Genomic DNA, 25,018 nt, shown 5'->3' with positions numbered 1-25,018 from the left:
GGTCTGATTAATCTTTTAACGATTCGTAAATAAAGAGCTGTCTGGAAGAGATGATCTCATCTCCGGCTTTCAGTCCTGATTTAATATATACGCGGTCTTCGGTTCTCTTGGCAATCTCGATCGGCTGTATGTGTACAGCAGCTGGCCCCGTTTTCTGGATCACATAATACCTGTCATTATCAAAGATCAGGGACCTTGAATTGATCATCGGCAGCTGATCGCCGTTTAAACCTTTGATCAGCACTTTGGCAAACATCTGCGGTTTTAGCAGGTTACCAGGGTTATCAATTTTCACCCTTGCACGCATCACTTTATTATCAGGATCTATCATACTATAGATCTTATCAATTTTACCGGTAAAGATCTTATCAGGATAAGAAAGCGTAGTGATCTTTACTTCGTCGCCCACCTGTACACTGGAAATATCAGACTCAAATATATTTGCCAGTACATAAACATCAGATAAATCAGCTATAGTGAACAGGTTCTGACTGTTATCAGCCCTTACCTGCATGTTGTTCGTTAAGTTTTTCTCTACCACATAACCAGCTATAGGGGATTTTAATTCATATCCTTTACTGCTGCTGGTATTGATAGACATTACCGCAGATGACCTTTTATTTTCTGCTGCTGCCTTATCATAATCTGCCTGTGCACGCTGCAGGTCCATACCTGATGCCAGTCCGCTTTTATACAGATCTTGTGTTGACTGAAGCACTCTTTTGAAGCTTTTCATATCTGCCTGTGAAGAGATGTAGTCTTTGGTAAAACCGGCCATCTCACTACTGCGCATAATAGCCAGTGTTTGTCCTTTTTTCACAAAGTCGCCTAATAAAACATTTACGTCACCTACAATACCGCTCACCATAGGAAAGATCTTTACCATTTTATTTTCATCGGGCGCAATGGCACCGCTCAGTGAAATTTCTGATTTGGCACCACCGGAGCTTACCGTATCGGTAACCAGGCTTTTTAATAACGTGTCTGTCACTTTAAAACGCGGGGCTTTGTCTTCACCATCATCTTTATGAGAAGTACAAGCGGAAATGAGCAGGGCACAAAAGCAAAGGGCTAATGCCGATGATTGATATTTTCTAGACATGAGGTGGTTATTTATCTGTTTTATTAAATAAAGCGGTTCCGGTTACATAGTTCAATTGCTCCAGCGCATTTAAACGATTCATTTGCAGGGTATTTAGCTGAAGGGTATTGGTTTTATAAGAATCATAGAAATCGAGAAATTCAAGCAGCCCGATGTTTCTCTTTTGATAATTGATCATCACCTGGGTGATCAGGTCGTTAAAGTCTTTTTTAAAGCCGGGATCAAATCCTTTGAATAGCGTTTCCAGTCGGAGGGCACTTTGAAAGCTGTTGTCGAGATCGCTCTGCACCTGGTCCTGCTGCTGGTTAAAAGCTAATTTGCTGTCATCTACCGCTACCTTAGCTGCTTTAATATTTCCCTGGTTTCTGTTGAACAGCGGAATTGGAATACTGATTCCGATACCGGAATAGTTTCTCACATTACTACCGTTTTTATCATAGGTAAGAGAAAGGTTAACATCAGGCACAGCCATTGCATGCTGCAATTTGAGGTTCATGATACTGTAATCGATACCTGCCTGGGCTACTTTCAAATCATAACGGTTATGTGTAGCGGAGTCTAGCAAAGTAGTATAAGTTACGTTGCTCAGGTAATTTCCAGGATCTGAATCGGCGCTCACATCCGGAAGAATATAGGTGTTGGCATTGGCCCTGATCAGCAATTTAAATTCACTCTGTGCGTCATCTATACCATCCTGCAATTCAGACAATTCAGCTTGCAGTGAATACAACTGCGATTGTATCCTCAATACTTCTTTTTTAGAGATGTTATCATGTTTATATTCTTCCTGGAAAACAGAAAGGGTTTTAGAAAGGGAACTGATCTCTTCTTTATATACCAGGGCAGATTGTTCCTGGAAATAGATCTTGTAGAAATCGGACCTCAGCGTGTATTTTAATGTTCTCAGCAGGTCGAAAAACTGAAATTCTGATTGTTGAACAGATATATTGGCCAGTTGTATATTTTTATTTCTCTTTCCTGCGGTTTTGAACAGCTGGCCAATACTAGCGTTATACTCACCACCATTGTAGCTCATGTCAAGGATCCTTTTGGTTTGAGGGTTATACAGGATATTCTCAAAGCTGGCTTGAGGATTATCGAACAGTTTTGCGGTGATGATTCCGGCTTTAGCTGTTTCAATGGCATATTTACCGGCCAGCAAGCTAAGGTTCTTTTCCAGGAACTGATCTTCTGCCTGTTTTAAGGTAAGCTTTACTTCAGTCCTGCCCAGGTTTTGTCCTTTGGCTGTTACTGCCACGGCGAGCAGCAAAAAAACCGCTGTAATGTGGCGCAGACCAATTTGATTTTTTGACATAAACATCTTTATTATATGTATATGTCAAAAGTAATTGGAGGGGATTAAAGGGTTCTTAATGTGAGGTTAGAGAGTCATTAGATATTGATTAGAATTCTCTAATGTGGGCCCGATATTGTCACGGCAGCGTTAAGATCTAATAGGCAGGGAAAATCAGGTGAAATTCTGTGCCCAGGCCAGGTTCAGATTTCACCTTTATTCTTCCGTTATGCAACCGCATGATGTTCTGCGTTAGGGAAAGCCCGATGCCATAACCAGCAAAGCTTAATGCGGTAGAAGAGCGGAAAAAAGGCTGGAATATTTTATTGAGGTCGGCCGCCGGAATACCTATCCCTTCATCTTTGATGATGATGTGGACACCTTTAGCATCTGCAAAAATCTCACAGTGTACTATTTTTCCGTCGGAGAATTTAATGGCATTTTTAAGGATATTGTTGATGGCGATGAACAGCAGCTGCCTGTTTCCCTGTATGGTATATACGCTGTGGTCTTCCGGGTGGTTGTAATTCACTTCAACGATACGGTCGGGGTGTTTGCTGCACATTTCATCAACTACTTCCCAGAGCAGCTCATCCATGCTGATATCCTGAAAAGCATTGTTGGATATATTGGTTTGCACCAGGTCCATCAGGCTGTTGATGATAAAGTTGAGCCGTTCCGTTTCTTTAATGATGTTAACGAGGGTCTGCTTGTAGTCCTGCGAACTCCTTTCATTCATTAAAGATATTTCAGCTTCGCCCATGATGGTGGTAATGGGTGTTCGCAGTTCATGGGATGCATTGGCGATAAATGCCTCCTGGCTATCAAATGATTGCTCCAGATGTTCCAGCAGGTTATTAATTCCTATAGATAAAATATCAATTTCATCCACATGGGTTTCACTGACGGCCAGCCGGTGGTTTAAACTGGAAGACCTGATGATCTTGAGCTGGTTAGTGATTCCTAATATGGGTGAAAGTGCCAGCCTGGAGAAGATCTTGCCGGAAAAGAAGGTGATGATCAGGGAGATCAGAAAGAAGGCCAGCATGATAAAAGCCAATTCCGTTCTGTCGTGATGCCCCTGCTCGTCAATAGCCGAGACCAGGATAATGAATGGCCCGGAGTTATCTACATAATAAATTCCTGTCACCTGCCTCTCCCCTTGTCTGAAATAGATTTCTTTATTGGCGACTACAGATTTTAAGATACTGGAATCCCAGTGAATTGAATCTTCAGGGATAAAGCGGGCTTTGAAATTGGCATCGTAGATACTTATCCTTTCGTCGGTAAGCGATTGAGGAAACCTTTTGAGTACGTGTTCAAATTTTTCTTTGGAAAGGTTGTCTTCAGCAAGATAAAACTGGCTGATGGTTACTGCCCTGCTGTTGAGTTTGGTATAGAAGTTTTTTACCCAGTTATGCTCCACAAAGAAGTATATTCCGGTAAGTGCGAAGAGCAGCAACACCGCGAACATAAATGTAAATTGAAGAGATAACCGGTTACGTATGGTCATTGTTAGGCTTTAAGTACGTAGCCCATACCAATTACTGTCTGGATTAAAGGTTTTGAATAACCTTTGTCTACTTTACTTCTCAGGTAGTTGATATATACGTCGATCAGGTTGGTTCCTCTGTTGAAATTAATCCCCCAAACCGATTCAGCAATATATACCCTGGATAATACCCTGTTTTTGTTAAACATCAGTACTTCCAGCAGTGTAAATTCTTTGACCGTAAGCTGGATGTCTTTCCCTGCCCTGGTAACTGTTTTTCTGTAACAGTCCATTTGAAGATCTGCTACCTGATATATGGTATCAGGCAGTACATTGGAACGTCTGCGGTCCAATGCCCTGATCCGTGCCAATAGTTCATCAAAGTGGAAAGGTTTGGTGAGATAGTCATCTGCTCCGTTTTCCAGACCTTTAACTTTATCACTTACTGTTCCCAATGCAGATAACATCAGAATAGGCAGTTCTTTTTTGAATTTCCTGATTTGTTTGCACAGATCGAAACCATTGATCTCCGGAAGCACTACATCCATGATCACTAAATCGAAATCTGATTCGAGCGCCAGTTTAGAGCCCGTGTTTCCATCATAGGCCAATGTAACACTATTTAGTTGCTCCTCTAACCCCTTTTTTATGAATGCAGCCACTTTTGGCTCATCCTCAATTAACAGAATGTTCATGTGCTTTTTTTTCAAATGTAGACCATTTATAAATATAAAAATAACACATTAATACATTCTAATCTCATTTCGAAGGAATTAACTTTTAGCTGACTGTTTGAAACAGCCCGATTTATTTTGTTTTTAGGGCTTGAATATGAGGGTGATGCGATTGTTGATTTTTATTGAAGTTCTGTATTCTTAAGTTTAATAGCGAGATTGGGCATTAGATTCAGCTTAAGTTTTGCTTATTCAGAGAGCTACCGAATTTTATTTTCATTTATTTTCATAATTAATTGCAACTTAATAATTAATTTCTATCTTTGCACCTCCTTAATCAAAGGGAATTGATTCCGTAGCTCAGCTGGTAGAGCATTACACTTTTAATGTAGTGGTCCTGGGTTCGAATCCCAGCGGGATCACAAGATTCAATATCAAAACGTATAAACCCCTGTAAACGCTATGTTAACAGGGGTTTTGCCTTTTTAGGGGTGACAAAATTCGCATATTTTCTCATATAAAAAGTGAGTAATTAGGTGCGTAATTTTGAAATCTGTTCTACTCACCGAATAAATTGTAACTATTTGTATGACAACTAGTTCAACCACTGTACATCTTGTGTACGTCTTACTGTAAAGCTAATTTTGTTTAACCCTTAATGTGCAACATTGTGAAAATTAACTTTAGCCTGCTTTTCTATTTGAAAAAGCAAAAGAACTACATAAGCGGTACTGTCCCTATCTACATGCGGATTACGGTGAAAGGAAAAAGAGCGGAAATGACTACTTGCCGTGAGTGTGAACCTGCCCGCTGGAATGCCAAAGCTGGCAAGGCAATCGGTACAAAAGAAGAAGTGAAATTATTAAATACTTATCTCGATCAATTACAAACCTCAGTTTATCAGGCATATCATTCGCTTGACCAAGCAGGAGAAATTATTACTTCGGAAGCCATTAAAAACAGCTATCTAGGGAAAACGGTTGTTTCTCACACCCTATTGGAAGCGATTACAAACCATAACCAAAAAATGAGAGCTTTGGTAGGCAAGGAATATGTGCAGGGCACATTAAACCGTTATTTGGTACTGGAACGTCACATTAGTGCATTTATACAATCAAAATATGGCATTGCTGATATGGACATTAAGAAGATAGATCAACCTTTTATAAATGATTTTGATTACTATCTAAGAGCTGATAAAAACTGTTGTAATAATTATGTGGTCAAAAATATGAAGAACCTCAGCAAGATCATTCACATTTGTTTAACAAATAGCTGGATCGCTAGCGATCCATTTCTAGGCTATAAGGGCAAATCTAAAAATGTAGACCGTTATTACCTCAACAATGAAGAGATACAGCAGATTGCAGATAAGAAATTTATCTCTGAACGCCTTGGTCAGGTACGGGATGTCTTTCTCTTCTGTTGTTTTACCGGACTAGCCTACGTAGATGTGTTTAAATTAAAACCCTCCCATATCAGTAAGGGTAATGACGGGGAACGCTGGGTTTTCACCAGCAGGCAGAAAACTAAAACACGTTCTGCAATTCCATTATTGCCTACTGCTGTTGCAATCGTTGATAAATATGCGACAAACATTACTTGTCTACATAAAGGAACATTATTGCCTGTTCCCAGCAATCAAAAGATGAATGAGTTTTTAAAGGAGATTGCAGACCTGTGTGGCATTGAAAAGAAACTGACCTCTCATATTGCCCGCCACACTTTTGCAACCACTGTAACCCTTTCTAATGGAGTTCCTATTGAAAGTGTCTCTAAGATGCTTGGGCATACCAATATTAGGACTACGCAGCATTATGCTAAAATATTGGATATTAAGGTTGGGACTGACATGGCAGTATTAAAAGAAAAATATTCAACTAGTCTATAATGTAACTGTATATCGATTTATCGGGATATCTAGTGATATTCTTATTTAGGCATGAAATCTTTAGGAGAAAGCCCGAAATGGTCAGCCAGCTTGGCAATGTGCACAAGATTATATTTTGCACGGTTTTTTGCACTTTCTACATTCGTGATAAACGTGCGCTTAACATTCAAAATGGTAGCAATATCTTCCTGGTTCAGGTTCTTCTGCTTCCTTAGTTTGATGACATAATCAATGACAAACTGCTCAATTGGTGCTATGTTGATATTCTCGCTCATTACCCTGTAAAGGGATAGAAAATAAATAATAGAAAGGTCATACAGGTATGACATATTTATCTTATATTTACACTTAATGAAGTTTAACAGATGATGTAAGTAACAATATTTTAATTATTTAACCTAACGAGCCTCGTAACCGAAAAACTGGTAATTTATCGTGCGAGTGTAAGTATGGCGCCAAATCCCTACATTAGTAGTCCAAAACCTCTTAGGTGGGGCTGGCGCTTGCTTATATTTTTGTACGATAACCGTTTCGAAAGAAGCGGTAAAGCTGATACTTCAATTCATTTTGAAGTTGAGGCGGGCTTACCAGTGCCTCGGTTACAATTATAGAATGCAGGTGACCAGTCCCCTCTCGGGGGATTCCTCTTCCATAAGGCTCATTTGAACGTGTAAAAACTAAATGAGATCAATATATGGAAACGCAAATATTAATTCCGGCAGCAGCACACGCCAAGCACTTTAAATCCTTTATTCAATTATTGGTTGGAAAATTCCAGCCCTTGCAAATCTATTGCTTTTCCAAGTCTATCTCTTTTATGGAAAAACAAGGTTGTTATTCCAACGAATCGAGTTCCTACAACTGCAATTACTGTCTGCTGGTGGTTACAGAAAATGTAACCAGAATCGATTATGAGGTACAGGACTTCGCCAATAGCCATTATCAACATGGCACGATTACTATTCTGTGCCACGGGTTAGAAAACATCACCGATGCTATAAAAGCCAATAACCGCTTTTTCATCACTACCTGTGCCAGCAAACAATTGATCTATAGCCATGATGGGTTAAGTAATTTTGATTCTTCAAACCCTTTTATACCTACGCAATCTGCAATCAAAGCGCAAAATCATTCATCACACCATATGCCTTTAGCAGAAGGTTTCTTAAATGGTGCAACGGAATGTCTATCAAAAGAACAATATACGGTTTGCGTATTTCTGCTACATCAGGTAGTTGAACAATCACTGATTGCCTTAATCAGGGTGCATCTGGCCTACCGCTCTGAAATTCACAATCTTGGCCGGATGCTGGGATTATGCCGTGCCTTTTCAGAACGTCCGATTCAACTCCTGTTATCCGGTAGTACAGAAGACAAAAGATTGTTTGATGTGCTGACTAAAAGCTATTCCGGTGCCCGTTATGCAAAAAACTTTACAGTCAATGGAGAAGACGCAAAGGCCATATTTAAGAAAGTCTATGCCTTTCAAGAACTGACCAAAGAAATGTGCGGACAGAAAATTGAACAACTGGTTCAGGAAGCTATGATATATAAAGAACTGCATCATGGGATAAAAATTGCAGATGGTCAATTTAGCGAGGCGAGATCATGAAAAGGATTAGTCACCAGCTGATCAATGTACCGCTGGATTTTAAGGTAGCCTGTGCCATTTACAAACTCGATATGCAGGAAGTATTGCAGATATTCATTGACCACATTACCCTGTATGATTCTATCTGCCGTGAATATAACGAAGGTTTTTCTGAGGCCACAAGGACGGTTTCAGAGTATGTGCTAGCGAAGAAAACAAAATTCAGCGAAGGTAAAGCTTTTCTAAACTGTAGGGATTTAGCTGTAGAAAATGTCCAGAAAATCATAGAACTGGCTAAAAAGCAATCAGGCAAGGCGCAGAGCAAAAGAAAAATATCAAAGATTTATGTGAATAGATTATTCAGAATGATGAATCCGGTCTACATCTCGTCTGACCGGATTTATTTGGATGAAGATAACGTATTACTATTGAATCCTGATTTCTGCGTCATCTGTGAACTACATAACTGTTATCCGAAACAGATTCTGGAAAATTTCATGGGTAGAATATCTTTGGCTGAATCCATTGCTAAAAAGGGACTTAAATTATCGGTATATAATTTAGCTATGGATTTATTCATGAAGTTTACCAACGGTTTCGCAAGGAAAAGCACTGTTATCCTGCATTTAACAGATATGGAAATTGATTTCTATGAACGCATGGAAGAGATACGCCTTGAAATTTATATCGTAAGAAGTTTAAAAGAAAGAATAGCTATCCTACAGGATTTTTATTTTTCCCATTACCAGAACCTTAACCCTTAAAAACATATGCTATGGAAACAAATATTGAAGTCAATTTACCTGTGGACTTTACCACCCTATGCACTATTTACCAGATCAAACCAGAAACTTTGATCCAATTATTTATCAATTCGCTTTCCTTTCCTTGCTTTTACAGCAATCCTATGGGTAGTAGCCGATGGGCTACCTATCTGTTTCTGGATTATTTGGATAATGAAGAAACGGTATTAGAAGTCGACAGTGAGCTGGAAGAGCAATACCTCACTTTATTTAACCGTAAAATTTTAGAGCTACTGGAACAGAACGGAGATACAAGACCTTCCGAAGAAGCGGGCAGAAAAATAATGGCGCAATGGCTCAAAGCAGTACTGGCAGAAAGAACAAAATATATCACTGACAATTTATAGTCGCCACCATCTGTAGACGCATTGTCCTATATATTTTATGGTGACCTTGGTTTTAACCGGAAATCTTTTCAGTAAATGCAAAGTAAAAATCCCTAAGAATTTTTACAGGCCGCAAGGAAGCGTGGGGCTATTTATCTCTCATCAAAACTAAATTTACGCAACCAACGGGAGTAACGCAAGAGTATTTGTATAGCAAATACACTAACTTGCTCCCTCAATGTCTTACAGTATACAGCCTAGTATACCACTTTCATTTATCTCACTGCCGTCAGCATCGTAAAGGATACTCGGAGTATCCTTATAATCTCATTTGCAGAGCATGTAGCAATAAAGTAGGGCAACTGCCCAACTTCCGCTTGCTATTTTGACTAATCGTATAATCTAAAGAACTCACACCAACCTTAACTAATATGTTATTGAGTTTGTACAATTGAAAAAGTTAGAAGCCAAATGCATCTGCTGTACCATTTCTTAAAGCCCTCATTATCTGTTCTTCTTCATCTATTCCAAAATCATCGACTAGGTCGGGTTCACTATAGAGTTTTTTTTCCTGCCATTGTTTAAATATATATTCAAAAGAATCAATTTGATCCGTAAGTTTCAGTAGACAAGTCATTAAAACTTCAGAATTTTTATTTTTAATCAACGCCGAAATTGATCGGCCTATATTTTTCGCAAGGTTTAAGTAACCATTTACCATCTCATCAGGTTCCCAATCATTACTTATATTTTCATTCCTATTAAAATGCTTAAATATTATTTCATTAATCTTGTTCAGATTAATAGTCGATAAAAAATGATATGTCTTTTCTACATCATTATTAGTTATTAAAAATTTAATTTTTGATGATAAAAGATAAAACCTTATTCTAAACGTATCAATTTTATTAAAAGTTATTTCCTCAAGTTCTGATTCCTTAAGACCCAAAATAAGCTCATAGCCACTACCAATACCGGACACTATTGCGTTTTTCAAGGAACAGTTTAGGAAAGTGGCGTTATTAAATTCCCAATTGAAAAGTCTAGCATTTTCAAAGTTCACCTGATCAAACCTTGCAGACGTAAAATTGGTCGATTCCAATTTATGATTACTGAAATCTACTTCAACTAAGGATGAACTTTCAAATGTCCTAATATTTAAATTACAATTTTTAAAGATTACGTTTTGCAGAACACTATTGTTTAGCTTGGAAGCAAAGAAATAGCTGTCATGAAATTCACAATTTGTAAGTCTTGAATTATTTAAGTCCGAAAACATAAACCTACAATATTGAAAGTTTGAATTCTCAAATTCACATTGTTGGAGTTGATCTCTTTTAAATTTGACTTTTAAAAAATGACAACCATAAAATTTTGATTTATTAATTTCACTATAATCAAACGAACTATCAAATATAATATTTTCAAAGGTGCAATTCTCAAAGATTGTTTCTGCTGAATTTGAGGGCATATCCCTGTATATTTTTCCCGATTCTCTTTTCATATTCGTCTGGGTGAAAATTTTCTTATCATTAAAGGTATCGATTAATGCTTGTTTAGTCAAATGCTGTTGATGTTTAGCAAGCATGATTAATGTGAAATATTTGCATGTCCAGTTTAAACATGTGCTTTGCTAATAAGTATTTTAAGAAAACTGAATATTAAACCATATATTTTATTGTAGTTTAGTATTCATATGGGAAATAATGTATTATTTAATTTTTTGAAATTAGCTTACTCACCAATAAGCAATTATGATTTTACAGTTATAAAAGATGACCCAATTATCAAAAATTACATAAACACTAGCAGTTTATATATTATAGCCCAACGCCCAGTACTTACATTTGAAAATTTTGATATCAATCCGAATGATCAATTCAATCCTTTTATCACTTTTGTCATTAGGCAGAAAGGTTCAGACTCTGAATTACAATGTAAATTTCCTCTCTTCCAAGATAAGCTAATGAATAGTCAACATCAAGGAATGAATATTGCGGTCAATTATATATATCCGGAAACAGAAGGACAGGATAAATTACCATTTCATAGTGTTGCGAACTTTGTAATAGCGTCACTGGATGGAGAATTTTATTGGTTCTCTCCTGAAAAGCTAATTTATCATTTTCTAAGAGATGCTGTAGACGTAGAAATTATTGGAGATATTTCGGAATTTCTCAAATATCAAATTCACTATATAGGAAAAGCCACTGAACAAGACGTAATAAAAAGATTAAATGGTCATTCTAGTCTTCAAGAAATCCTTTCCCGTGAAGAGCCACTAAAATATGGTAGTCTCCCAAGAGATGAAATTGTTATCCTTTTCCTTTGCTTTGAAGACAATATAGTTATGAATAGTTTTGGCCCCGAAGACAACTTAAAACCAGCGGTGGATATATTGATGGGAAAAGGTCAAATACCTGAAAGCACTATATATTTAGATGCTGAAAAAGCTCTAATTAGCGCCTTAAAGCCAAAGTACAATAGACAGCTATATAAAAATTATCCCAAAAGTAAAGATGGTTTGGATTCATTTAACCTGGATTATTATTCATATACTTTTATTGACCCAATAACTTTGTTATATAACGACGGTGTGATTAAAGGTGGTTATGATTTCTTTGATGGTGATATATTCACAATTACAAATGGAAACTTTGAATTAAATATAAAGTGATATTTATTAACGATTTGGTTCAATATTATAAATCAGTAATCTCCTAAATTTATTATGAAAAGGACTTTTTTTGAGCAAATTGGATTAGCAGACATGGAACGAGTTCACTCTCAAATGTTGCAATGGATATTTTCTATCGAATGTGATGCAATAACAAATGCCAACAAACTTAGTTTGATCAAGGGCTTATTTGGTTTAGATGTATCATCTATAAATGAGGTCTACACTGAATATCACAATATTGATATTTTAATTAAAACTCCTGAAATTATAATTTGCATAGAAAATAAGTTGAAATCCTCTCAACACTCCAATCAATTGGAAACCTATAAAAAAACATTAAATTCAGAATTTATATCTCAAGTAGTAAGGTTTTATTATTTAACTTTAGCTAATGAAAATTCAGATGATATAGATTGGATTTGTCTATCCTATCGCCATCTTTTAAATGAACTGCGAAAAGTATTTATTACCTCAAAAACAAGTTTTTATGGACAAATCTTTTCAGAATATTTGACTACCCTTGATAATATTGTGTCTACTGCGGAAGATTTTTTATCAAGTCCACAAAGTTATAATATTGTATTTAGTGATGGGAGTAAAAAAAAGGCTCACAAAATAAAGAATTCTATTTATAGCAGACAAGAGCTTATATCAGCAAACCAATTAGAAACTATATTTCAGAAATTATATTTCAGGGCTGTTCTTAATGAGATTGGTTACCAAAGGGATTATTTTATTACAGAAACAAGGGGGAATGCTATACTGGGGATAGTGATCAAAAGATCGGTCAAACTAATGTATAAGGGGGCTAAGGATCGGTTAGATTTTTCAATGCAATTTCAAAATGGAGGATTCAAAACATTCTGTGTGTCAGAAAATTACGTGACATCTAGTAAGAATGATATACCTCCCGAAATAACAAGTGCATTCGACAGTTTATCAATATTATATGCACATACGGGTTATATCAAAGTGAGTAATGCACCAAGATCTAAAGCTCAATGCTCTGTAACAAAACGAATAAATAATTGGGGTTCATTCTCGGTTAAAGATTTCGCCATATTATTTTTAAAGGAATTGGAGATTTCTAAGATTATAATTAACGAGTATTTACTTCCGTCTTTAGAGGTAGATGAATTTATTTAAAATATAATTGCCATTTTAAATAATATTCTTTATATTGATTGCTAGCATTTGCAGTTAAAACGTATCAGAAAAAAGGTGAGTGATTCGGGTAGTACCAATTTCAAAACCCTCTAAATATTGATTAAACGCTGACATTTGAACTAGGTTCGAATCCCAGCGGGATCACGAAATGCCTCAATGCAAATTGAGGCATTTTGCATTAAAAAATATTAGGATTCAGTTCAAAATGGAATCAAATATTTTTCAATATTAAACCCTCATTCTGGGTAAATTATTAGGAATACAAAGCTCTACTTAAATAATTCAACAAATATTTTTTCTTTTCCATTTAGATTTTCGCTAAATTTACTCTCATGAATATACAGGCAGAGAAACTAAATGTATTACAACAGATCATCAATTCTGATGATGTGAACCTTATTAAGGATATTAAGTCATTAATAAGTAATAGAGAAATTGACTGGTTTGATGGCTTAAGCAAAACTCAGCAGAATGATGTTTCGGAAGGAATACGTCAACTTGATAACGGGAATGTTTTTAGTCATGAAGAGGCGAAAAATAGATTTGGTTATAAATAACGACAATTATCTGGTCTCAAAAAGCAGGTGAAACCTTTCAAAGAAATATTGACTACCTTAAAGACAATTGGACTCAAAATGAAGTTGACAAGTTTGTTGCCAGAGTATTCCAGTATATTGAAATTCTGAGTACAGAACCTTTTATTGCGCGCAGAACCTATAAAACTAAAGACACCTACATTGGTTTAATCATTCCACATATTTCTATTGTTTACAGAGTTAAGCCCAGGAAAAGTCTTCTTGAGATTGTAACTTTTATCGACAATAGACAGAGTTTAAAGAAGAACAGGCGTTTTCTTTAATATAACTAGCAGATGCCCACAATATATCTAAGTACATTCATTTTGGCAACACCTAGCACCATCTTCGATCTTTCCAGAAATATCGATTTACATCAAATTTCTACAAAGCAGACGGAGGAAAAAGTAATAGCAGGAAGGATGTCTGGATTAATAGAATTAGGCGAATCAGTGACATGGCGGGCAAAGCATTTTGGTTTCTTCCAAGAATTAACATCTAAGATTACAGCTTTTGAAAAGCCAGATTCATTTACTGATGAGATGGTAAGTGGTGCATTCAAATCATTTAAGCATATACATAAATTTGAGCCTTTAGATAATGGCACAACCATGATCGATGTTTTCTCTTATGTTTCACCATTAGGAATTTTAGGTAAACTTGCTGACTATCTTTTTCTAAAGAGATATATGGAAAATCTTTTGATGAATCGTAATTCAATTATAAAGGAGTATGCAGAAAACAATAACTTTTCCCTTTAAATTCTTAAATTTATAATATAGTATTTGCAGCTAAAACGTATTATAAAAAGGTGAGCGATTCGGGTAGTACCAGTTTCAAAACCCTCCAAATATTGAATAAACCCTGATTTTTACACTAGGTGTAAAACCCAGCGGGATCACGAAAAGCCTCAATGCAAATTGAGGCTTTTTGCGTTAAAGGGAAAATCTTCAAATTCGATTGAATATAACATCCGCTTTAAACAATTTTAAAATTACATTTTGACGCTAAATCAAAAACTGTAAATTAGTCCTCTATTATACATTAATCAACTATATATTTTAATTGCTAAAAATTATGGGCGCTTGGGACTGCGGAATATTTGACGACGATACAGCATACGATTTTGATGGAGAAATCAAAAACGACGCAAGAGTATTTTTTAAATCTTCTTTTGAGAATGCGATGTTATCAGAATATTTAGAATATGAAGAAGGCTATGCTGTTATAGTGTCTGCTGCTTACATTGATAACCTCATAAATGGAACTAAATATAAAAATGATAATGAAGAACTTAACGACGAAAGTAATGTGAATGTATTTGGAATATTCTATAAAGATTTGGAAGTTGAAGACTTAAAACTAACAGCTGTAGACGCCTTGAGAAAGGTAATTGATGAAAATTCAGAACTAAATGAACTGTGGGCGGAAAACGAGGAACTTTATCCAAAGTGGAAACAGAATATTTTAGATATTATCTATAGACTCAGTTAATCCGAATATATAATCGCGTTTGCTTTCGGTTAAAAATTTAGTGCTCTAAAATAATGTCACCGATATCATTCTTTAGATCTGGGAGCTTTGATGTAACAATGTCCCAAACAATATCGTAGTCTATTCCAAAATAATCATGAATAAGGCGGTTCCTAGTTCCTGACATTTTTCGCCACTCTACGTGAGGATACAATGATTTGAAATCAGGATCAACTTTATTACTAGCTTCGCCAATAATTTCAAGACTTCGTACCAAAGCTCGTGAAAGAATCGGGTCATTAATTACATCTTCCTTGCTTTTTCCTGTTGTGGAGTCAAGAACGAAAGAAATCTCCTCCAGAATATGCTTTAACAGTTCTATATTAGAAGGAAACATTTTCAGCTTGGTTCAAAATATGTGGGCCAATATATTTACTAAGAGACTGTGGAGTTACAACTTCGACTCTTCTGCCCAGCAGATCCTCAAGGAAGAATGACAAATCCATAAAATTATCATAACTCTTTTGTTGCGGGTCAAATTCTACTAATAGGTCTACATCACTATCAGCATGTAATTTGCCAGTAATGAAAGATCCAAACAGACTTAAATTTAAAACACCAAAAGACCTCAACTTTTGCCCATTGGCTTTAAGTAGAGATAATAATGATTGCTTATTTTGAACCGCCGTATGCATATCCAAAGATAATCAAAATTTCAGCACAAATAAAATTGCAATACAGAACATCAAATGAAGCCTCGGATCTCAGAGTTCATTTTGATACTTCAATTTATAAATACTATATTTATTGATAGCAATTGCAGCTAAAACGTATCGAAAAAAATGGTGAGTGATTCGATGAGTCGAAATCCAAAACCTCATAAAATACTATTTAAACGCTGATTTTAGCACTAGGTGCAAATCCCAGCGGGATCACAGAGAAGCCTCAGAGAATTTTGGGGCTTCTTGCGTTAAAATAAATTCGTTTTTTTTCAAACTTGATGAGTAAATTGCATAAAAAAATCGAGGAGTATCAATGAATAAAGAACGCAACAACATTCTTAAAGAATCTTCGGAAACATATATCACCAATCTATCTGATAATGAACGATTGCGTAGAGACGTTTTTCGCTCAGATATGGACAAGCTTAAGCTTTTTACTAAAATGCTACGCACAAATAATGTTCTCAATAAAGCAGTAATCACTCATAAATAGTCAGGATGGATGTCTCAGACGAAGCGTTGATTCAATTTTGGGCATCTTTGAATAATAATGATGTAAAATACATTATGGTTGGAGGATTTGCAACAAGATTCCATGGTTTCAATAGAAATACAGATGATCTGGATATTTGGTTATATGATACATTAAATAATAGGAAAAATCTTAGATCTGCATTTAAAGAATTGGGTTACGGCGATCTCCCTTCGCTTGAAACCATGCAATTTGTACCTGGATGGACCAGTTTTTATGTTGACAATTCAATTGAACTTGATATTATGACCAGCATGAAAGGTATAGAAGATCTTTCATTTTTAGAATGTCTTGAAATTGCATCGATTGCAAATCTTGATGGTACTGAAGTCCCATTTTTACACATTAACCAACTTATAGCTAATAAAAAAGCAGTTAACAGGCCTAAAGATCAAATCGATGTGATAGAATTAGAAAGGATCAGAGAATTAAGAAATAATAGTAAATAACTATCCTAATCCTTTCAATTTAGCAACACTACTTTCAGGCAATCATCAATAAAAGTGTTAGATATTGGTACCATAGGGTTCACAGAGAAAAGTGTCAAAACCACGTAAGATCTTGCAAATCAAATGATTGCAAGATTTTTTGTTTACCGGGAAACCCCAAAATATCTAATTAATCAGACCCGCATACATACAAATATGATTGCAATCGGAATTAATTAAGCTGAATTTGCACAATACGGTGGCGAATATTGCTTTTGGCGATTAAAACATTATACCTTTTATATTATATTCGTTTTATAATAAAGCCTTTATCGTGAAAAAAATCCTTATACTCTTATCAATCTTTATCAAATTTACCTTTGGCTTAGCAGCACAAACTATCATTCGTCACCCCTTAGACAGTTACCTAGGCATTTACAGCAGCAAAAAATCTTCGCTCAAAATAATCATCAGCAAAAATGATACGACATTAATAGCCCAGGCAAACGGACAGAACGCATTTCCGCTAGAAGCCCGTGCCAAAGATCAATTCGTGTATTATAAGGCCGGTATAGAGTTGTTATTTGATACTTCCAAAGGTGAAATGACAGTAAACCAGGGCGGCGATATATCTTTGTTTACCAAGGATAACTTTACAGCTGTGGCAGGAACTGCACAAAACCCCATAATCTATCAGCCTGAAGACATGCAGGCAGATCTCAATAAATTTAAAAATGCACTTATCAAAACACATCCGGGACTTTATACAAATCAATCCGCTGAGAAGTTTGAGAATATGGTAGACAAATTGATGTTGGAAACTTCCAAACCTATGCAAGCAGCAGATTTTTACAAGGTTGTACTCAAAATGATTGCTAATATTCACGATGATCATACGAATGTAAAGGCTTTTAACCATTTGGGCGATATTATAGCTAATCAAAAATGGCTACCCTTTCAGATTTATGTTACAAGTGAGCGCATTTTCATAGTAAATAACCTGAGTAATCTGCCTATCCTGGAAGGCTCTGAAATTTTGGCAATAGACGGTCATTTAAGCAATGAGATTTTATCTGAAACCTTGAAATATTTCTCTTCCGATGGTATCAGCAAATCTAGTACACTACATAAATTAGGGGTTTCTTACTTTCAACTATTTGGTAAAATATATCCGCAGATCTTTGGAGAAAAAACATCTTATAATATTTCCTACAGGGACTATAAGTCTAACAAAATTTTAACCGCACAAGTGGAACCAGTCTCTGAACAAAATTATATAGCACTTAGAGCTAAACGATATCCATTAACCATTCAATCGACAGATGCTTTTAATTTTACGCTTAATAAACAAGGAAATTATGCAATTCTTAAGATCAATCAATTTTTTAAAGACAATTTCAATGAACCAGAAAATACATTCCCTGATTATTATAAAAAATGCTTTCAGGAAATTTATACTCACAAAATTGGCAACTTAATTATTGATTTAAGAGATAATAGTGGTGGTAAGGGAGAGAATGCTGCTTTTCTACTTCAATACTTTATTGATAAGCCCATAATCCCTGCTAACGAAGTAATTACATTGGGGAATAATGAATACTTTTTGAAAGCAACAGGGGTTAAACTTGAATTAGATGAAGACTATGGACTAGCTAAGCAAATGGATGGAACTTTTAAGGTGACCAAATACGATGCCTTACGCGAATTGGAAAAATTTGATCCAATCGAAGAATATCATTTTAACGGAAAGTTGGTGGTGCTGATTAATGGCGGAATGCTTTCTGCGGCCGGTACGGCCGCAGGACTTTTAAAAGAATATACAAATGCTATTTTGGTCGGCAGTGAAACGTCCGGATATGCAGGCATAAGTAATGGCGTTCAAAAAATATCAATATTGGGGGGCCATACTGAAACTGCTATTACAATACCGCTTTTACATACTGATTATGCGATAAACTCCGTTATTAAGAAAAGGGGCGCTATTCCCGATTTTCAGGTATCAAATTCTGTTCAGGACATATTGGGAAATAGGGATGCAGCTATGGAATTTGTATTTAAAAACCTATTGAAGATAAAAGCTAAATAAAAAATGGCCTTAGAAGAGTATATTTTTTGATATAAGTCAAATCATGAAAACGCTAAAAGTGGTAGTTTATTTGAGTACCTAACGTTTTAAATATTTGAAGGTGAATATAAATCAAAAAAACAAATAGTAAAACACCACTTATACTAATCCAGTTAACAGAATTTCTGTTTCGGAATAACCATGCGAATAGCATAATAACGCAGGGAAGTAACCCAGCAAAAAACAAAGCATTTATCCAACCGATTCCTTCACTATCATGTATGCCACCTGCAAAGAGTCTAAGACCAACGTCGTTTAGGCCTATAAATGAATAAGCTAATAGGCATTTTATAAAAAATTTAAAATTGTTGGCAGTAAAAATAATCAATCCCACCATTATGATTATAAAAACTGGAGAAGCCAAGATTCCTACTGGCGGAAAAAAATGGCCAATTACATTACTTATAAATAAAATAAGCACCAGTAAGCTCAAAAGTGACATTTTCCGTATTATCATATTTTTTGAAACTCCAATAGAAAAATTATTTTATCACAATTTCACAGATAACCCCATTTTTGCGAGCCTCTGTAACAATCTCCGATGCAATAAGATCGCTTGCAACTGTTAAATCAATTATTTCATTATTAACTATTCCCTCTTTGATATCTTTTGCTAATGTTAAGGAAATATTAGTTTTTTCTCTTAACAGCTCAATAAATGGGATTCCACGCATCCCAACTTCCCAACCTGTAAATATAATTTTCGCCATATCAGTAATTGAATTTGATTTCTATACTATAGGACGGTGAGTATTTATAGTAAGGAATCCAGTAAGATTTGTATTTTTCTTTTAGTTCAGGAAGATCATTGTAAGCAATTTCCCAAACAATCTGCAGATCCAAACCAAAATACTCATGGATTGATATATTTCTAAAACCAATTATAGATCTCCAGGGAATATCTTGATCTAATGATTTTAATTCATCTGTAAGAGCATTACAAGCCTCCCCTATAATTTCGATCTGTTTTATTGTAGCAAAACGTTTCTCCGAATTTTTAAGAAATTGCTCAATAGATACACCGTCAGGATAGTTTTCAATTTCACCAATTGAATAAAGGATATGTTGAAACCTAACTTTATCACCTAATCTACCTCTCATAAATGAGAACTTTAACTTTATCTACAAATGGTTTAACATACTTAGACAAGCCTTCATCACTAACAAGATCAACTTTCTTTTGCAGAATTTGCTCAAGCTCATCTTTATATGAAAAAAATTTCATTCCAATTGGCCTAATATGATCCAATTCAACAAGAATATCTATATCACTATTTTCGTCAGCTTCATCTCTGGAGTATGAACCAAAAATATAAGCTTTTTTGACTGGACGACCAGAAAAAAAATTCTTGATATAATCAATATGTTGTTCTGACAGAGTCATATTAATCGAAGATAACCAATTCTTAAACAATAAATCAAAATTGATTTTCAATTCCACTTTTTAAATTGTAACTCTTCTTAAAAATCGAAATGTATAAAATTCTAAAATCTGCTTATTTTTATACAATCATCAATAAAAGTGTTCGACATTGGAACCCAGCAGGTTCACAAGAATACCAAAACGCTTCTAAAGTAATTTAGTAGCGTTTTTTTGTTTAAGGTTATTGAGAAACAGACATTATTCTTTTCATGAGAGTATTCTGTATTCAATTCAATTCCACTTTAGGTTTCTTTGTAAGTGGGATAATATATTTTTACCGGCGATAAACTAAGTAGATGTTGCTGACCGCTCTTGAGGTTAATGGTATTTTATTCTTTTCTGAAGATCTTAAACAAGATAATGATTTATAAATAACAGGTTAGATTATTTAAATAATAATCGTTTCTTTACCTAGAATGGTGCAATGTGGTTCTTCAGGCCGCAAATGAGCGGAGGAATTATCAAAATGAAAAATCTGAGAATCAAATTTTGTTATAATTCAGCCTTATAGTTTACAAAGCTGTGCTCAATATTCCTCCAAATATTTATTATCGTATTTACATCGATTGAAGCATTTCTATATATTAATTCACCGGAACTAGTTAAGCTGTAACGATTTTTACTTTTAGCTATAAGCTTATTATTTGTTAACCAGGAGATCGAAATCTGTAATTCTTTATGGGTCGGAATAGCATGATTTATTCCATCAGCAATTGAAGAAATGTCAGTAAATGAAATTGGATCAACTTGACTTCCAATAGCAATTGCTAGAAATATCCATGAAGTGGTTTCCTCTACAGTCATTAAGTAAGGTGCAGATATTCCATTCGCCATTCAGGAGTTTATTGTTTGAATTTATTAATCTGAGCAAGCATATTTTTTTCAAAATCATTACTATACCCTTCAGTTATGCTGATAATATTACCATGCTGATCAATTAAACAGAAAGTTGGATACGCTGAAATATGGAAATCTTTTTCAACTTTTTTTCCATTTATAAGAGTTGTATAATTAATGTTATTTTTCTTTACAAAGCTGACAACTGCTGCTTTACTATTATAAATGTTAATGGAAATTATTTTTACATGCCTACTTTTGTACCTTTCATTTAATAGTTTTAGAGACGGTATTGAAAGATTGAAAGTGCACATCCTGCACATTCATTGTAAGAAAAATCGATTAGCACTAAAGATCCTTCAAGATCCTTATTTGAGACTGTTTTACCACATAAATCCTGTAATTTCCATTCAGGAATTTTATCCCCGGGTTTAAGCGGACTAATTTTCTTCTCTATACTGTAATCCACCGGAATTTTGAAATCAGCTATTTTTGGAAAAATAGTTGGATTAATATTGTAGTTGGAATAATTATTTTCATTGATCATTGTCAGAATTTCACTGATCGTGAAATCCACTTTACTCACAGAACCTTTGATAAACTGTTTTGTATATACTGGCAATCCTGTTTTTTTATTCAGGCATATATCATAGGACAGGCGACTATTAACGGAATCTTTTAATAGAAATTCGATATGAAGACAGTTAACCGTATTGATAATAGTATCTGGAAGTGATATTAACTTTTTTGTCGAAAACTTTAATTGTTTTTTCATAAAATCTGCCCAATAGTAAGGAGATTGATAAGGCTCATCCTCTGAATTATTCTTTATCTTGTATGTTTTATCTTTTTCATTTAAATCCATCCTGATAGATCCATTTGAAATATATTTAAATCCTCTCGCTTCATCCATAACAAATAGTTCAAAACCATCCTTCTTAACTGGCGATTTTGCCACAGATGATTTGATATAAATTGAAGAAAAATCATCCGAAAAAGGACTTTTTTGTTTACAGATTTGCTTGTAGTCTAATTTATAATAAGAATCTATTTTGCCTACCAAGTCATTTACTATATTTATTTGAGCATTCACATTGCTACCTAGGATTAAAAAGAGCACAATAAAACAATAGCTATGTATTTTCATGGGAACGTATTTAAATGTAAGATATAATTTTTTCGCCGAATGCTACGATTAAAATCCTACTACTGTCTGATTTGCAGAAACTACTTTTCATGATCCTTTAGGATTGATCTAACCTTGAATATACATTCGTATTCTTTTTAAAGAGATGCTTGATTATACATATTTTCATTTCAGAATTACCATAATATTACAATCATTACAATACAAGAAAGAATACCTTTAGCTACTCAAAGGCATTCTTTCTTGTATTGTAATGACGATTATTTAAATATTCATCTTGATGAAGACATCTTCAATTGTAGACAGGCTTTTAACAAACATGGGTAATATGCATGAATTGGGTCGCCAGAGAGCATTCGAATTAGGCAATCCTTTCTATGCTCAGTTTGCAGAAGATCAAGGATATTGGCGTAAGGAATTGCCAACAGGGGAAAAATATCTTGTATCTCTGGAGGTAGTGACTGATGAGAATGAAACGCCTATCGAGGTAAAGGATACTATCATTAAGAGACTAGATTAAAATTATGCCAGAACTGGTCTTTGTAGCAATCTATTACCAGGGTGGCACTGCGAGGCATACAACAAAGTGGCCTAACTATCTCCGGGAATAATATCAGAATTAATTTTAATGAGAGCTTTAAAAATATTGCAAACTTTTTCTTTTATTTCGACAGATCAGATTTTGTTTATACAGGTGAAGGAGAAGTAAATCAATTGATTATGAGCTTTCAAAATGGGGAATTACTTAAATATCACAGCAATGAATTAATTTATCCTCAAAATTTTGCCAAATATGGTTTCAATAACGGAAGGTTAGAACAAGGGACTTATGATGTTATTGTTAAAAATAAGAATTTCCATAAATCAGAATCGGATCAATCGGGAACAAAATTTAAGATCTAAATTTTAAATTAATTATTTGATACCTTGGTTGTATTTTATACTTTTATCATATAGCATTTGCAGCTAAAACGTACAAAATAAAAAATGAGCAATTCGGTTAGTGCCAACTTCAAACCCTCTAAATGTTGAATAAACGGTGATTTTTAGACTTGGTTCAAATGCCGGCGGGGATCACAAAATTCAATATTAAATCATAAAAACCCTGCAATCTTAAAATTAGCAGGGGTTTTCCTTTAAGGCGTAGCCAAATTAGCATGAATTCTCAAAACTTTGCTGAGAGATGAGGCAAGTAAGGCAAAAGCTTTGGGGCTGGATACATCAATCTCAGTTTTTATACGTCAACGATGATCTGCAGCTTCGATTAATTTTATTTTGTAGGTCTGTCCAATTTTATCTTCCCGCTGTTTACCATATTTACCTCTTCTGTATGATTAGCACTGTAAACATTCGTTTCGGAGAACGAAGAAGACGTAATATTATCCAGGTGAATAGCAGTTTGCGGTTTAATACTGCCTGCATAAAACTTGACATTTTCTAAACGCAACTGCTCAACATTTGCTGCGCCCAGTGCCCATGGCGCTACGGTTTTAGAATTAGTGACATAACGCACCGAAACATTTTTAAAGAGGATGTTTTTATACCCAAATCCCTTATCGCTGTGTATTGCAATAGGATTCTTAATAGAGTCTGCCTTTATATTTTCAACAATAATATCATTTGCATTATTACCTTCATGCAATTCAAATATAAAAGGATTATTCATATTATGCATCTTCAAGTTTGAAAAACGAATCCCTTCCAGGTTCCCCTTCACCAAGCCCCAGCCGCCTGGCTGAATGTAAATACCTGCCAGCATATTGGTACGGTGTTCTGCTCCCGACGTACGGTGCGGATATCTTCCCGGGCCAACGAAATGTGAGTCGGTCACAAAGAAACCTTTCACAGGCATAATCACACGAATACCATTGCAAGACGAATTGATTTTGCAGCTTTGCACCCGGAAATTGTCCCAGAATCCACCGGCAATGGCATCATCACCCGTTTGCAGATCACACTGTTTCAAAAGAATATTCCTGCCGCCACGGATATGGATTCCATCCCAACCCTGCTGAATGTGTACATTTTGGAAAACCGTATTTTGCAGGTCGTAAGCAAGGATAGCATAATTACCTGCTTTTTCGATGGTAATATTTTCAAATCTGAGGTCTTTGCAGTTGGCTATGATGATGGTATGCGGGCCACGCATCCCTTCCTCGCCCTTAGCATTAAACACATGGTCTCCATCGATATGGCCTTCTCCGGAGATTGTGGCCTTCGTTATCCCCTGAGCGATGATCAAAGCCTTTGTCCACACTGTATCATACGCGCTATTGGAATTATTGCCGGTTGTACTTATAGTATTATATTTTGAAAGGTCTGTTTCAGGAATAAATGAATGGTAAAGACTAATATCAGATACCCCTTTCAATACAGCACCCTTTTTTAAATGAATATTGACATTGCTTTTCAAATAGAGAGTAGCAGTAAGAAAAACGCCCTGAGGCACAACCACCGTTCCGCCACCTTCACTGGAACATTTGGCGATTGCTTGATTAATAATAGCCGTATTAATGGTTTTGTCATCTCCTCTCGCACCAAGCTCCTGGATATTGTAGCTTGCGTGCTGCGCGAAAGATGCAGAGGGTAAAATGATAAATAAAGATTTGAGGATAAAGTCTGAGAAAAAGGATCTCATTGTACGGCTAAATAAGTTCATAAATGTATAGGGCTAAAATCAAGAGGACTCAAAAATAAAAAAAATGATGGTAAGCCCGTGATTTAGCCACAAATAAA

27 protein-coding genes and 1 tRNA gene are annotated in these 25,018 nt (G+C 35.3%); 13 read left to right on the top strand and 15 right to left on the bottom strand.

Going from position 1 to position 25,018, the window contains the following annotated elements:
* Positions 1–7: 7 nt before the first annotated feature.
* From GSQ84_RS25705 to GSQ84_RS25690, 4 genes are all read right to left on the bottom strand, one after another.
* The gene (locus GSQ84_RS25705; protein ID WP_158800223.1) at positions 8–1,102 is read right to left on the bottom strand and encodes an efflux RND transporter periplasmic adaptor subunit; all 1,095 of its coding nucleotides are present in this window, start codon (positions 1,100–1,102) and stop codon (positions 8–10) included.
* A gap of 7 nt (positions 1,103–1,109) precedes the next feature.
* Complete coding sequence (locus tag GSQ84_RS25700) at positions 1,110–2,417, bottom strand: TolC family protein (RefSeq protein ID WP_158800222.1); 1,308 nt, start codon at positions 2,415–2,417, stop codon at positions 1,110–1,112.
* 136 nt (positions 2,418–2,553) lie between these two features.
* Complete coding sequence (locus GSQ84_RS25695; protein WP_158800221.1) at positions 2,554–3,909, bottom strand: HAMP domain-containing sensor histidine kinase; 1,356 nt, start codon at positions 3,907–3,909, stop codon at positions 2,554–2,556.
* 2 nt (positions 3,910–3,911) lie between these two features.
* Positions 3,912–4,583, bottom strand: coding sequence for a response regulator transcription factor (locus tag GSQ84_RS25690; protein ID WP_158800220.1), 672 nt, complete (start codon positions 4,581–4,583; stop codon positions 3,912–3,914).
* 328 nt (positions 4,584–4,911) lie between these two features.
* Between GSQ84_RS25690 and GSQ84_RS25685 the strand changes: the two genes are divergently transcribed.
* Together GSQ84_RS25685 and GSQ84_RS25680 are read left to right on the top strand one after the other, a co-directional pair.
* Positions 4,912–4,984, top strand: a tRNA-Lys gene (locus GSQ84_RS25685).
* Positions 4,985–5,232: 248 nt separating this feature from the next.
* A complete protein-coding gene (locus tag GSQ84_RS25680) occupies positions 5,233–6,453 on the top strand; it encodes a site-specific integrase (RefSeq protein ID WP_158800219.1) in 1,221 nt (406 codons plus the stop codon).
* A gap of 41 nt (positions 6,454–6,494) precedes the next feature.
* On the opposite strand, the gene GSQ84_RS25675 is transcribed toward GSQ84_RS25680, so the two are convergent.
* Complete coding sequence (locus GSQ84_RS25675) at positions 6,495–6,782, bottom strand: helix-turn-helix domain-containing protein (RefSeq protein WP_158800218.1); 288 nt, start codon at positions 6,780–6,782, stop codon at positions 6,495–6,497.
* 365 nt (positions 6,783–7,147) lie between these two features.
* Here GSQ84_RS25675 and GSQ84_RS25670 point away from each other — a divergent pair, with 365 nt between their 5' ends.
* From GSQ84_RS25670 to GSQ84_RS25660, 3 genes are read left to right on the top strand one after another with little or no spacing between them, the layout of a single operon-like run.
* Positions 7,148–8,065: a HEPN domain-containing protein gene (locus GSQ84_RS25670; protein ID WP_158800217.1), complete on the top strand. Its 918-nt coding sequence runs from the start codon at positions 7,148–7,150 to the stop codon at positions 8,063–8,065.
* Entirely contained in the window at positions 8,062–8,808 is a 747-nt protein-coding gene (locus GSQ84_RS25665) for a hypothetical protein (RefSeq protein ID WP_158800216.1), read from the top strand. Before GSQ84_RS25670 ends, GSQ84_RS25665 begins: the two co-directional genes overlap by 4 nt.
* Before the next feature lie 11 nt (positions 8,809–8,819).
* Positions 8,820–9,194 carry a hypothetical protein gene (locus tag GSQ84_RS25660; RefSeq protein WP_158800215.1) on the top strand — a complete coding sequence of 125 codons (375 nt, stop codon included), beginning with the start codon at positions 8,820–8,822 and terminating at the stop codon, positions 9,192–9,194.
* Between the two features lie 439 nt (positions 9,195–9,633).
* Here GSQ84_RS25660 and GSQ84_RS25655 read toward each other — a convergent pair whose 3' ends face one another.
* Positions 9,634–10,761, bottom strand: coding sequence for a pentapeptide repeat-containing protein (locus GSQ84_RS25655; RefSeq protein WP_158800214.1), 1,128 nt, complete (start codon positions 10,759–10,761; stop codon positions 9,634–9,636).
* 108 nt (positions 10,762–10,869) lie between these two features.
* Here GSQ84_RS25655 and GSQ84_RS25650 point away from each other — a divergent pair, with 108 nt between their 5' ends.
* From GSQ84_RS25650 to GSQ84_RS25625, 5 genes are all read left to right on the top strand, one after another.
* Positions 10,870–11,850 carry a hypothetical protein gene (locus tag GSQ84_RS25650; protein WP_158800213.1) on the top strand — a complete coding sequence of 327 codons (981 nt, stop codon included), beginning with the start codon at positions 10,870–10,872 and terminating at the stop codon, positions 11,848–11,850.
* Positions 11,851–11,904: 54 nt separating this feature from the next.
* Positions 11,905–12,999, top strand: coding sequence for a PD-(D/E)XK nuclease family protein (locus GSQ84_RS25645; RefSeq protein WP_158800212.1), 1,095 nt, complete (start codon positions 11,905–11,907; stop codon positions 12,997–12,999).
* A 353-nt stretch (positions 13,000–13,352) separates the two neighbouring features.
* The gene (locus GSQ84_RS25640; RefSeq protein ID WP_158800211.1) at positions 13,353–13,577 is read left to right on the top strand and encodes a hypothetical protein; all 225 of its coding nucleotides are present in this window, start codon (positions 13,353–13,355) and stop codon (positions 13,575–13,577) included.
* Between the two features lie 344 nt (positions 13,578–13,921).
* Positions 13,922–14,356: an SRPBCC family protein gene (locus GSQ84_RS25630; protein WP_254070988.1), complete on the top strand. Its 435-nt coding sequence runs from the start codon at positions 13,922–13,924 to the stop codon at positions 14,354–14,356.
* A 316-nt stretch (positions 14,357–14,672) separates the two neighbouring features.
* Entirely contained in the window at positions 14,673–15,089 is a 417-nt protein-coding gene (locus GSQ84_RS25625) for a DUF4259 domain-containing protein (protein WP_158800209.1), read from the top strand.
* Between the two features lie 37 nt (positions 15,090–15,126).
* Here GSQ84_RS25625 and GSQ84_RS25620 read toward each other — a convergent pair whose 3' ends face one another.
* Both GSQ84_RS25620 and GSQ84_RS25615 read right to left on the bottom strand, forming a co-directional pair.
* A complete protein-coding gene (locus GSQ84_RS25620; protein ID WP_158800208.1) occupies positions 15,127–15,465 on the bottom strand; it encodes a DUF86 domain-containing protein in 339 nt (112 codons plus the stop codon).
* Positions 15,452–15,763 (bottom strand): nucleotidyltransferase family protein, encoded by a 312-nt coding sequence (locus tag GSQ84_RS25615; RefSeq protein WP_158800408.1) that lies wholly within the window; start codon positions 15,761–15,763, stop codon positions 15,452–15,454. The genes GSQ84_RS25620 and GSQ84_RS25615 overlap by 14 nt, the downstream gene beginning before the upstream one ends.
* Positions 15,764–16,288: 525 nt before the next feature.
* Here GSQ84_RS25615 and GSQ84_RS25610 point away from each other — a divergent pair.
* On the top strand, positions 16,289–16,771 hold the full coding sequence (locus GSQ84_RS25610) for a hypothetical protein (RefSeq protein WP_158800207.1): 483 nt from the start codon (positions 16,289–16,291) through the stop codon (positions 16,769–16,771).
* Positions 16,772–17,084: 313 nt separating this feature from the next.
* Positions 17,085–18,836 (top strand): S41 family peptidase, encoded by a 1,752-nt coding sequence (locus tag GSQ84_RS25605; RefSeq protein ID WP_158800206.1) that lies wholly within the window; start codon positions 17,085–17,087, stop codon positions 18,834–18,836.
* 521 nt (positions 18,837–19,357) lie between these two features.
* Here GSQ84_RS25605 and GSQ84_RS25600 read toward each other — a convergent pair.
* From GSQ84_RS25600 to GSQ84_RS25575, 6 genes are all read right to left on the bottom strand, one after another.
* Complete coding sequence (locus GSQ84_RS25600) at positions 19,358–19,585, bottom strand: hypothetical protein (protein WP_158800205.1); 228 nt, start codon at positions 19,583–19,585, stop codon at positions 19,358–19,360.
* 1 nt (position 19,586) lies between these two features.
* Positions 19,587–19,976, bottom strand: coding sequence for a DUF86 domain-containing protein (locus GSQ84_RS25595; protein ID WP_158800204.1), 390 nt, complete (start codon positions 19,974–19,976; stop codon positions 19,587–19,589).
* Complete coding sequence (locus GSQ84_RS25590; RefSeq protein ID WP_216849033.1) at positions 19,966–20,310, bottom strand: nucleotidyltransferase family protein; 345 nt, start codon at positions 20,308–20,310, stop codon at positions 19,966–19,968. The genes GSQ84_RS25595 and GSQ84_RS25590 overlap by 11 nt, the downstream gene beginning before the upstream one ends.
* Positions 20,311–20,790: 480 nt before the next feature.
* Positions 20,791–21,132: a hypothetical protein gene (locus GSQ84_RS25585; RefSeq protein ID WP_158800203.1), complete on the bottom strand. Its 342-nt coding sequence runs from the start codon at positions 21,130–21,132 to the stop codon at positions 20,791–20,793.
* Positions 21,133–21,140: 8 nt separating this feature from the next.
* The gene (locus GSQ84_RS28510; protein WP_158800202.1) at positions 21,141–21,449 is read right to left on the bottom strand and encodes a TlpA disulfide reductase family protein; all 309 of its coding nucleotides are present in this window, start codon (positions 21,447–21,449) and stop codon (positions 21,141–21,143) included.
* Positions 21,416–22,282: a redoxin domain-containing protein gene (locus GSQ84_RS25575; RefSeq protein WP_158800201.1), complete on the bottom strand. Its 867-nt coding sequence runs from the start codon at positions 22,280–22,282 to the stop codon at positions 21,416–21,418. Before GSQ84_RS25575 ends, GSQ84_RS28510 begins: the two co-directional genes overlap by 34 nt.
* Positions 22,283–22,562: 280 nt before the next feature.
* Here GSQ84_RS25575 and GSQ84_RS25570 point away from each other — a divergent pair, with 280 nt between their 5' ends.
* Positions 22,563–22,802, top strand: coding sequence for a hypothetical protein (locus tag GSQ84_RS25570; protein ID WP_158800200.1), 240 nt, complete (start codon positions 22,563–22,565; stop codon positions 22,800–22,802).
* Between the two features lie 750 nt (positions 22,803–23,552).
* On the opposite strand, the gene GSQ84_RS25565 is transcribed toward GSQ84_RS25570, so the two are convergent.
* On the bottom strand, positions 23,553–24,920 hold the full coding sequence (locus GSQ84_RS25565) for a glycoside hydrolase family 28 protein (RefSeq protein ID WP_158800199.1): 1,368 nt from the start codon (positions 24,918–24,920) through the stop codon (positions 23,553–23,555).
* Positions 24,921–25,018 lie beyond the last annotated feature (98 nt).

It is taken from the genome of Pedobacter sp. L105, from assembly GCF_009765875.1.
Lineage (GTDB): Bacteria > Bacteroidota > Bacteroidia > Sphingobacteriales > Sphingobacteriaceae > Pedobacter.
This window is presented reverse-complemented; position numbering and strand designations above follow the sequence as displayed.

Coding starts and splice junctions, on each gene's coding strand:
- GSQ84_RS25620 (WP_158800208.1), bottom strand. CDS start 15,465: ATGTTTCCTTCTAATATAGAACTGTTAAAGCATATTCTGGAGGAGATT.
- GSQ84_RS25665 (WP_158800216.1), top strand. CDS start 8,062: ATGAAAAGGATTAGTCACCAGCTGATCAATGTACCGCTGGATTTTAAG.
- GSQ84_RS25670 (WP_158800217.1), top strand. CDS start 7,148: ATGGAAACGCAAATATTAATTCCGGCAGCAGCACACGCCAAGCACTTT.
- GSQ84_RS25585 (WP_158800203.1), bottom strand. CDS start 21,132: ATGGCGAATGGAATATCTGCACCTTACTTAATGACTGTAGAGGAAACC.
- GSQ84_RS25655 (WP_158800214.1), bottom strand. CDS start 10,761: ATGCTTGCTAAACATCAACAGCATTTGACTAAACAAGCATTAATCGAT.
- GSQ84_RS25705 (WP_158800223.1), bottom strand. CDS start 1,102: ATGTCTAGAAAATATCAATCATCGGCATTAGCCCTTTGCTTTTGTGCC.
- GSQ84_RS25660 (WP_158800215.1), top strand. CDS start 8,820: ATGGAAACAAATATTGAAGTCAATTTACCTGTGGACTTTACCACCCTA.
- GSQ84_RS25695 (WP_158800221.1), bottom strand. CDS start 3,909: ATGACCATACGTAACCGGTTATCTCTTCAATTTACATTTATGTTCGCG.
- GSQ84_RS25595 (WP_158800204.1), bottom strand. CDS start 19,976: ATGAGAGGTAGATTAGGTGATAAAGTTAGGTTTCAACATATCCTTTAT.
- GSQ84_RS25615 (WP_158800408.1), bottom strand. CDS start 15,763: ATGCATACGGCGGTTCAAAATAAGCAATCATTATTATCTCTACTTAAA.
- GSQ84_RS25625 (WP_158800209.1), top strand. CDS start 14,673: ATGGGCGCTTGGGACTGCGGAATATTTGACGACGATACAGCATACGAT.
- GSQ84_RS25610 (WP_158800207.1), top strand. CDS start 16,289: ATGGATGTCTCAGACGAAGCGTTGATTCAATTTTGGGCATCTTTGAAT.
- GSQ84_RS25645 (WP_158800212.1), top strand. CDS start 11,905: ATGAAAAGGACTTTTTTTGAGCAAATTGGATTAGCAGACATGGAACGA.
- GSQ84_RS28510 (WP_158800202.1), bottom strand. CDS start 21,449: ATGTGCACTTTCAATCTTTCAATACCGTCTCTAAAACTATTAAATGAA.
- GSQ84_RS25675 (WP_158800218.1), bottom strand. CDS start 6,782: ATGTCATACCTGTATGACCTTTCTATTATTTATTTTCTATCCCTTTAC.
- GSQ84_RS25650 (WP_158800213.1), top strand. CDS start 10,870: ATGGGAAATAATGTATTATTTAATTTTTTGAAATTAGCTTACTCACCA.
- GSQ84_RS25640 (WP_158800211.1), top strand. CDS start 13,353: ATGAATATACAGGCAGAGAAACTAAATGTATTACAACAGATCATCAAT.
- GSQ84_RS25600 (WP_158800205.1), bottom strand. CDS start 19,585: ATGGCGAAAATTATATTTACAGGTTGGGAAGTTGGGATGCGTGGAATC.
- GSQ84_RS25565 (WP_158800199.1), bottom strand. CDS start 24,920: ATGAGATCCTTTTTCTCAGACTTTATCCTCAAATCTTTATTTATCATT.
- GSQ84_RS25575 (WP_158800201.1), bottom strand. CDS start 22,282: ATGAAAATACATAGCTATTGTTTTATTGTGCTCTTTTTAATCCTAGGT.
- GSQ84_RS25690 (WP_158800220.1), bottom strand. CDS start 4,583: ATGAACATTCTGTTAATTGAGGATGAGCCAAAAGTGGCTGCATTCATA.
- GSQ84_RS25700 (WP_158800222.1), bottom strand. CDS start 2,417: ATGTCAAAAAATCAAATTGGTCTGCGCCACATTACAGCGGTTTTTTTG.
- GSQ84_RS25570 (WP_158800200.1), top strand. CDS start 22,563: ATGAAGACATCTTCAATTGTAGACAGGCTTTTAACAAACATGGGTAAT.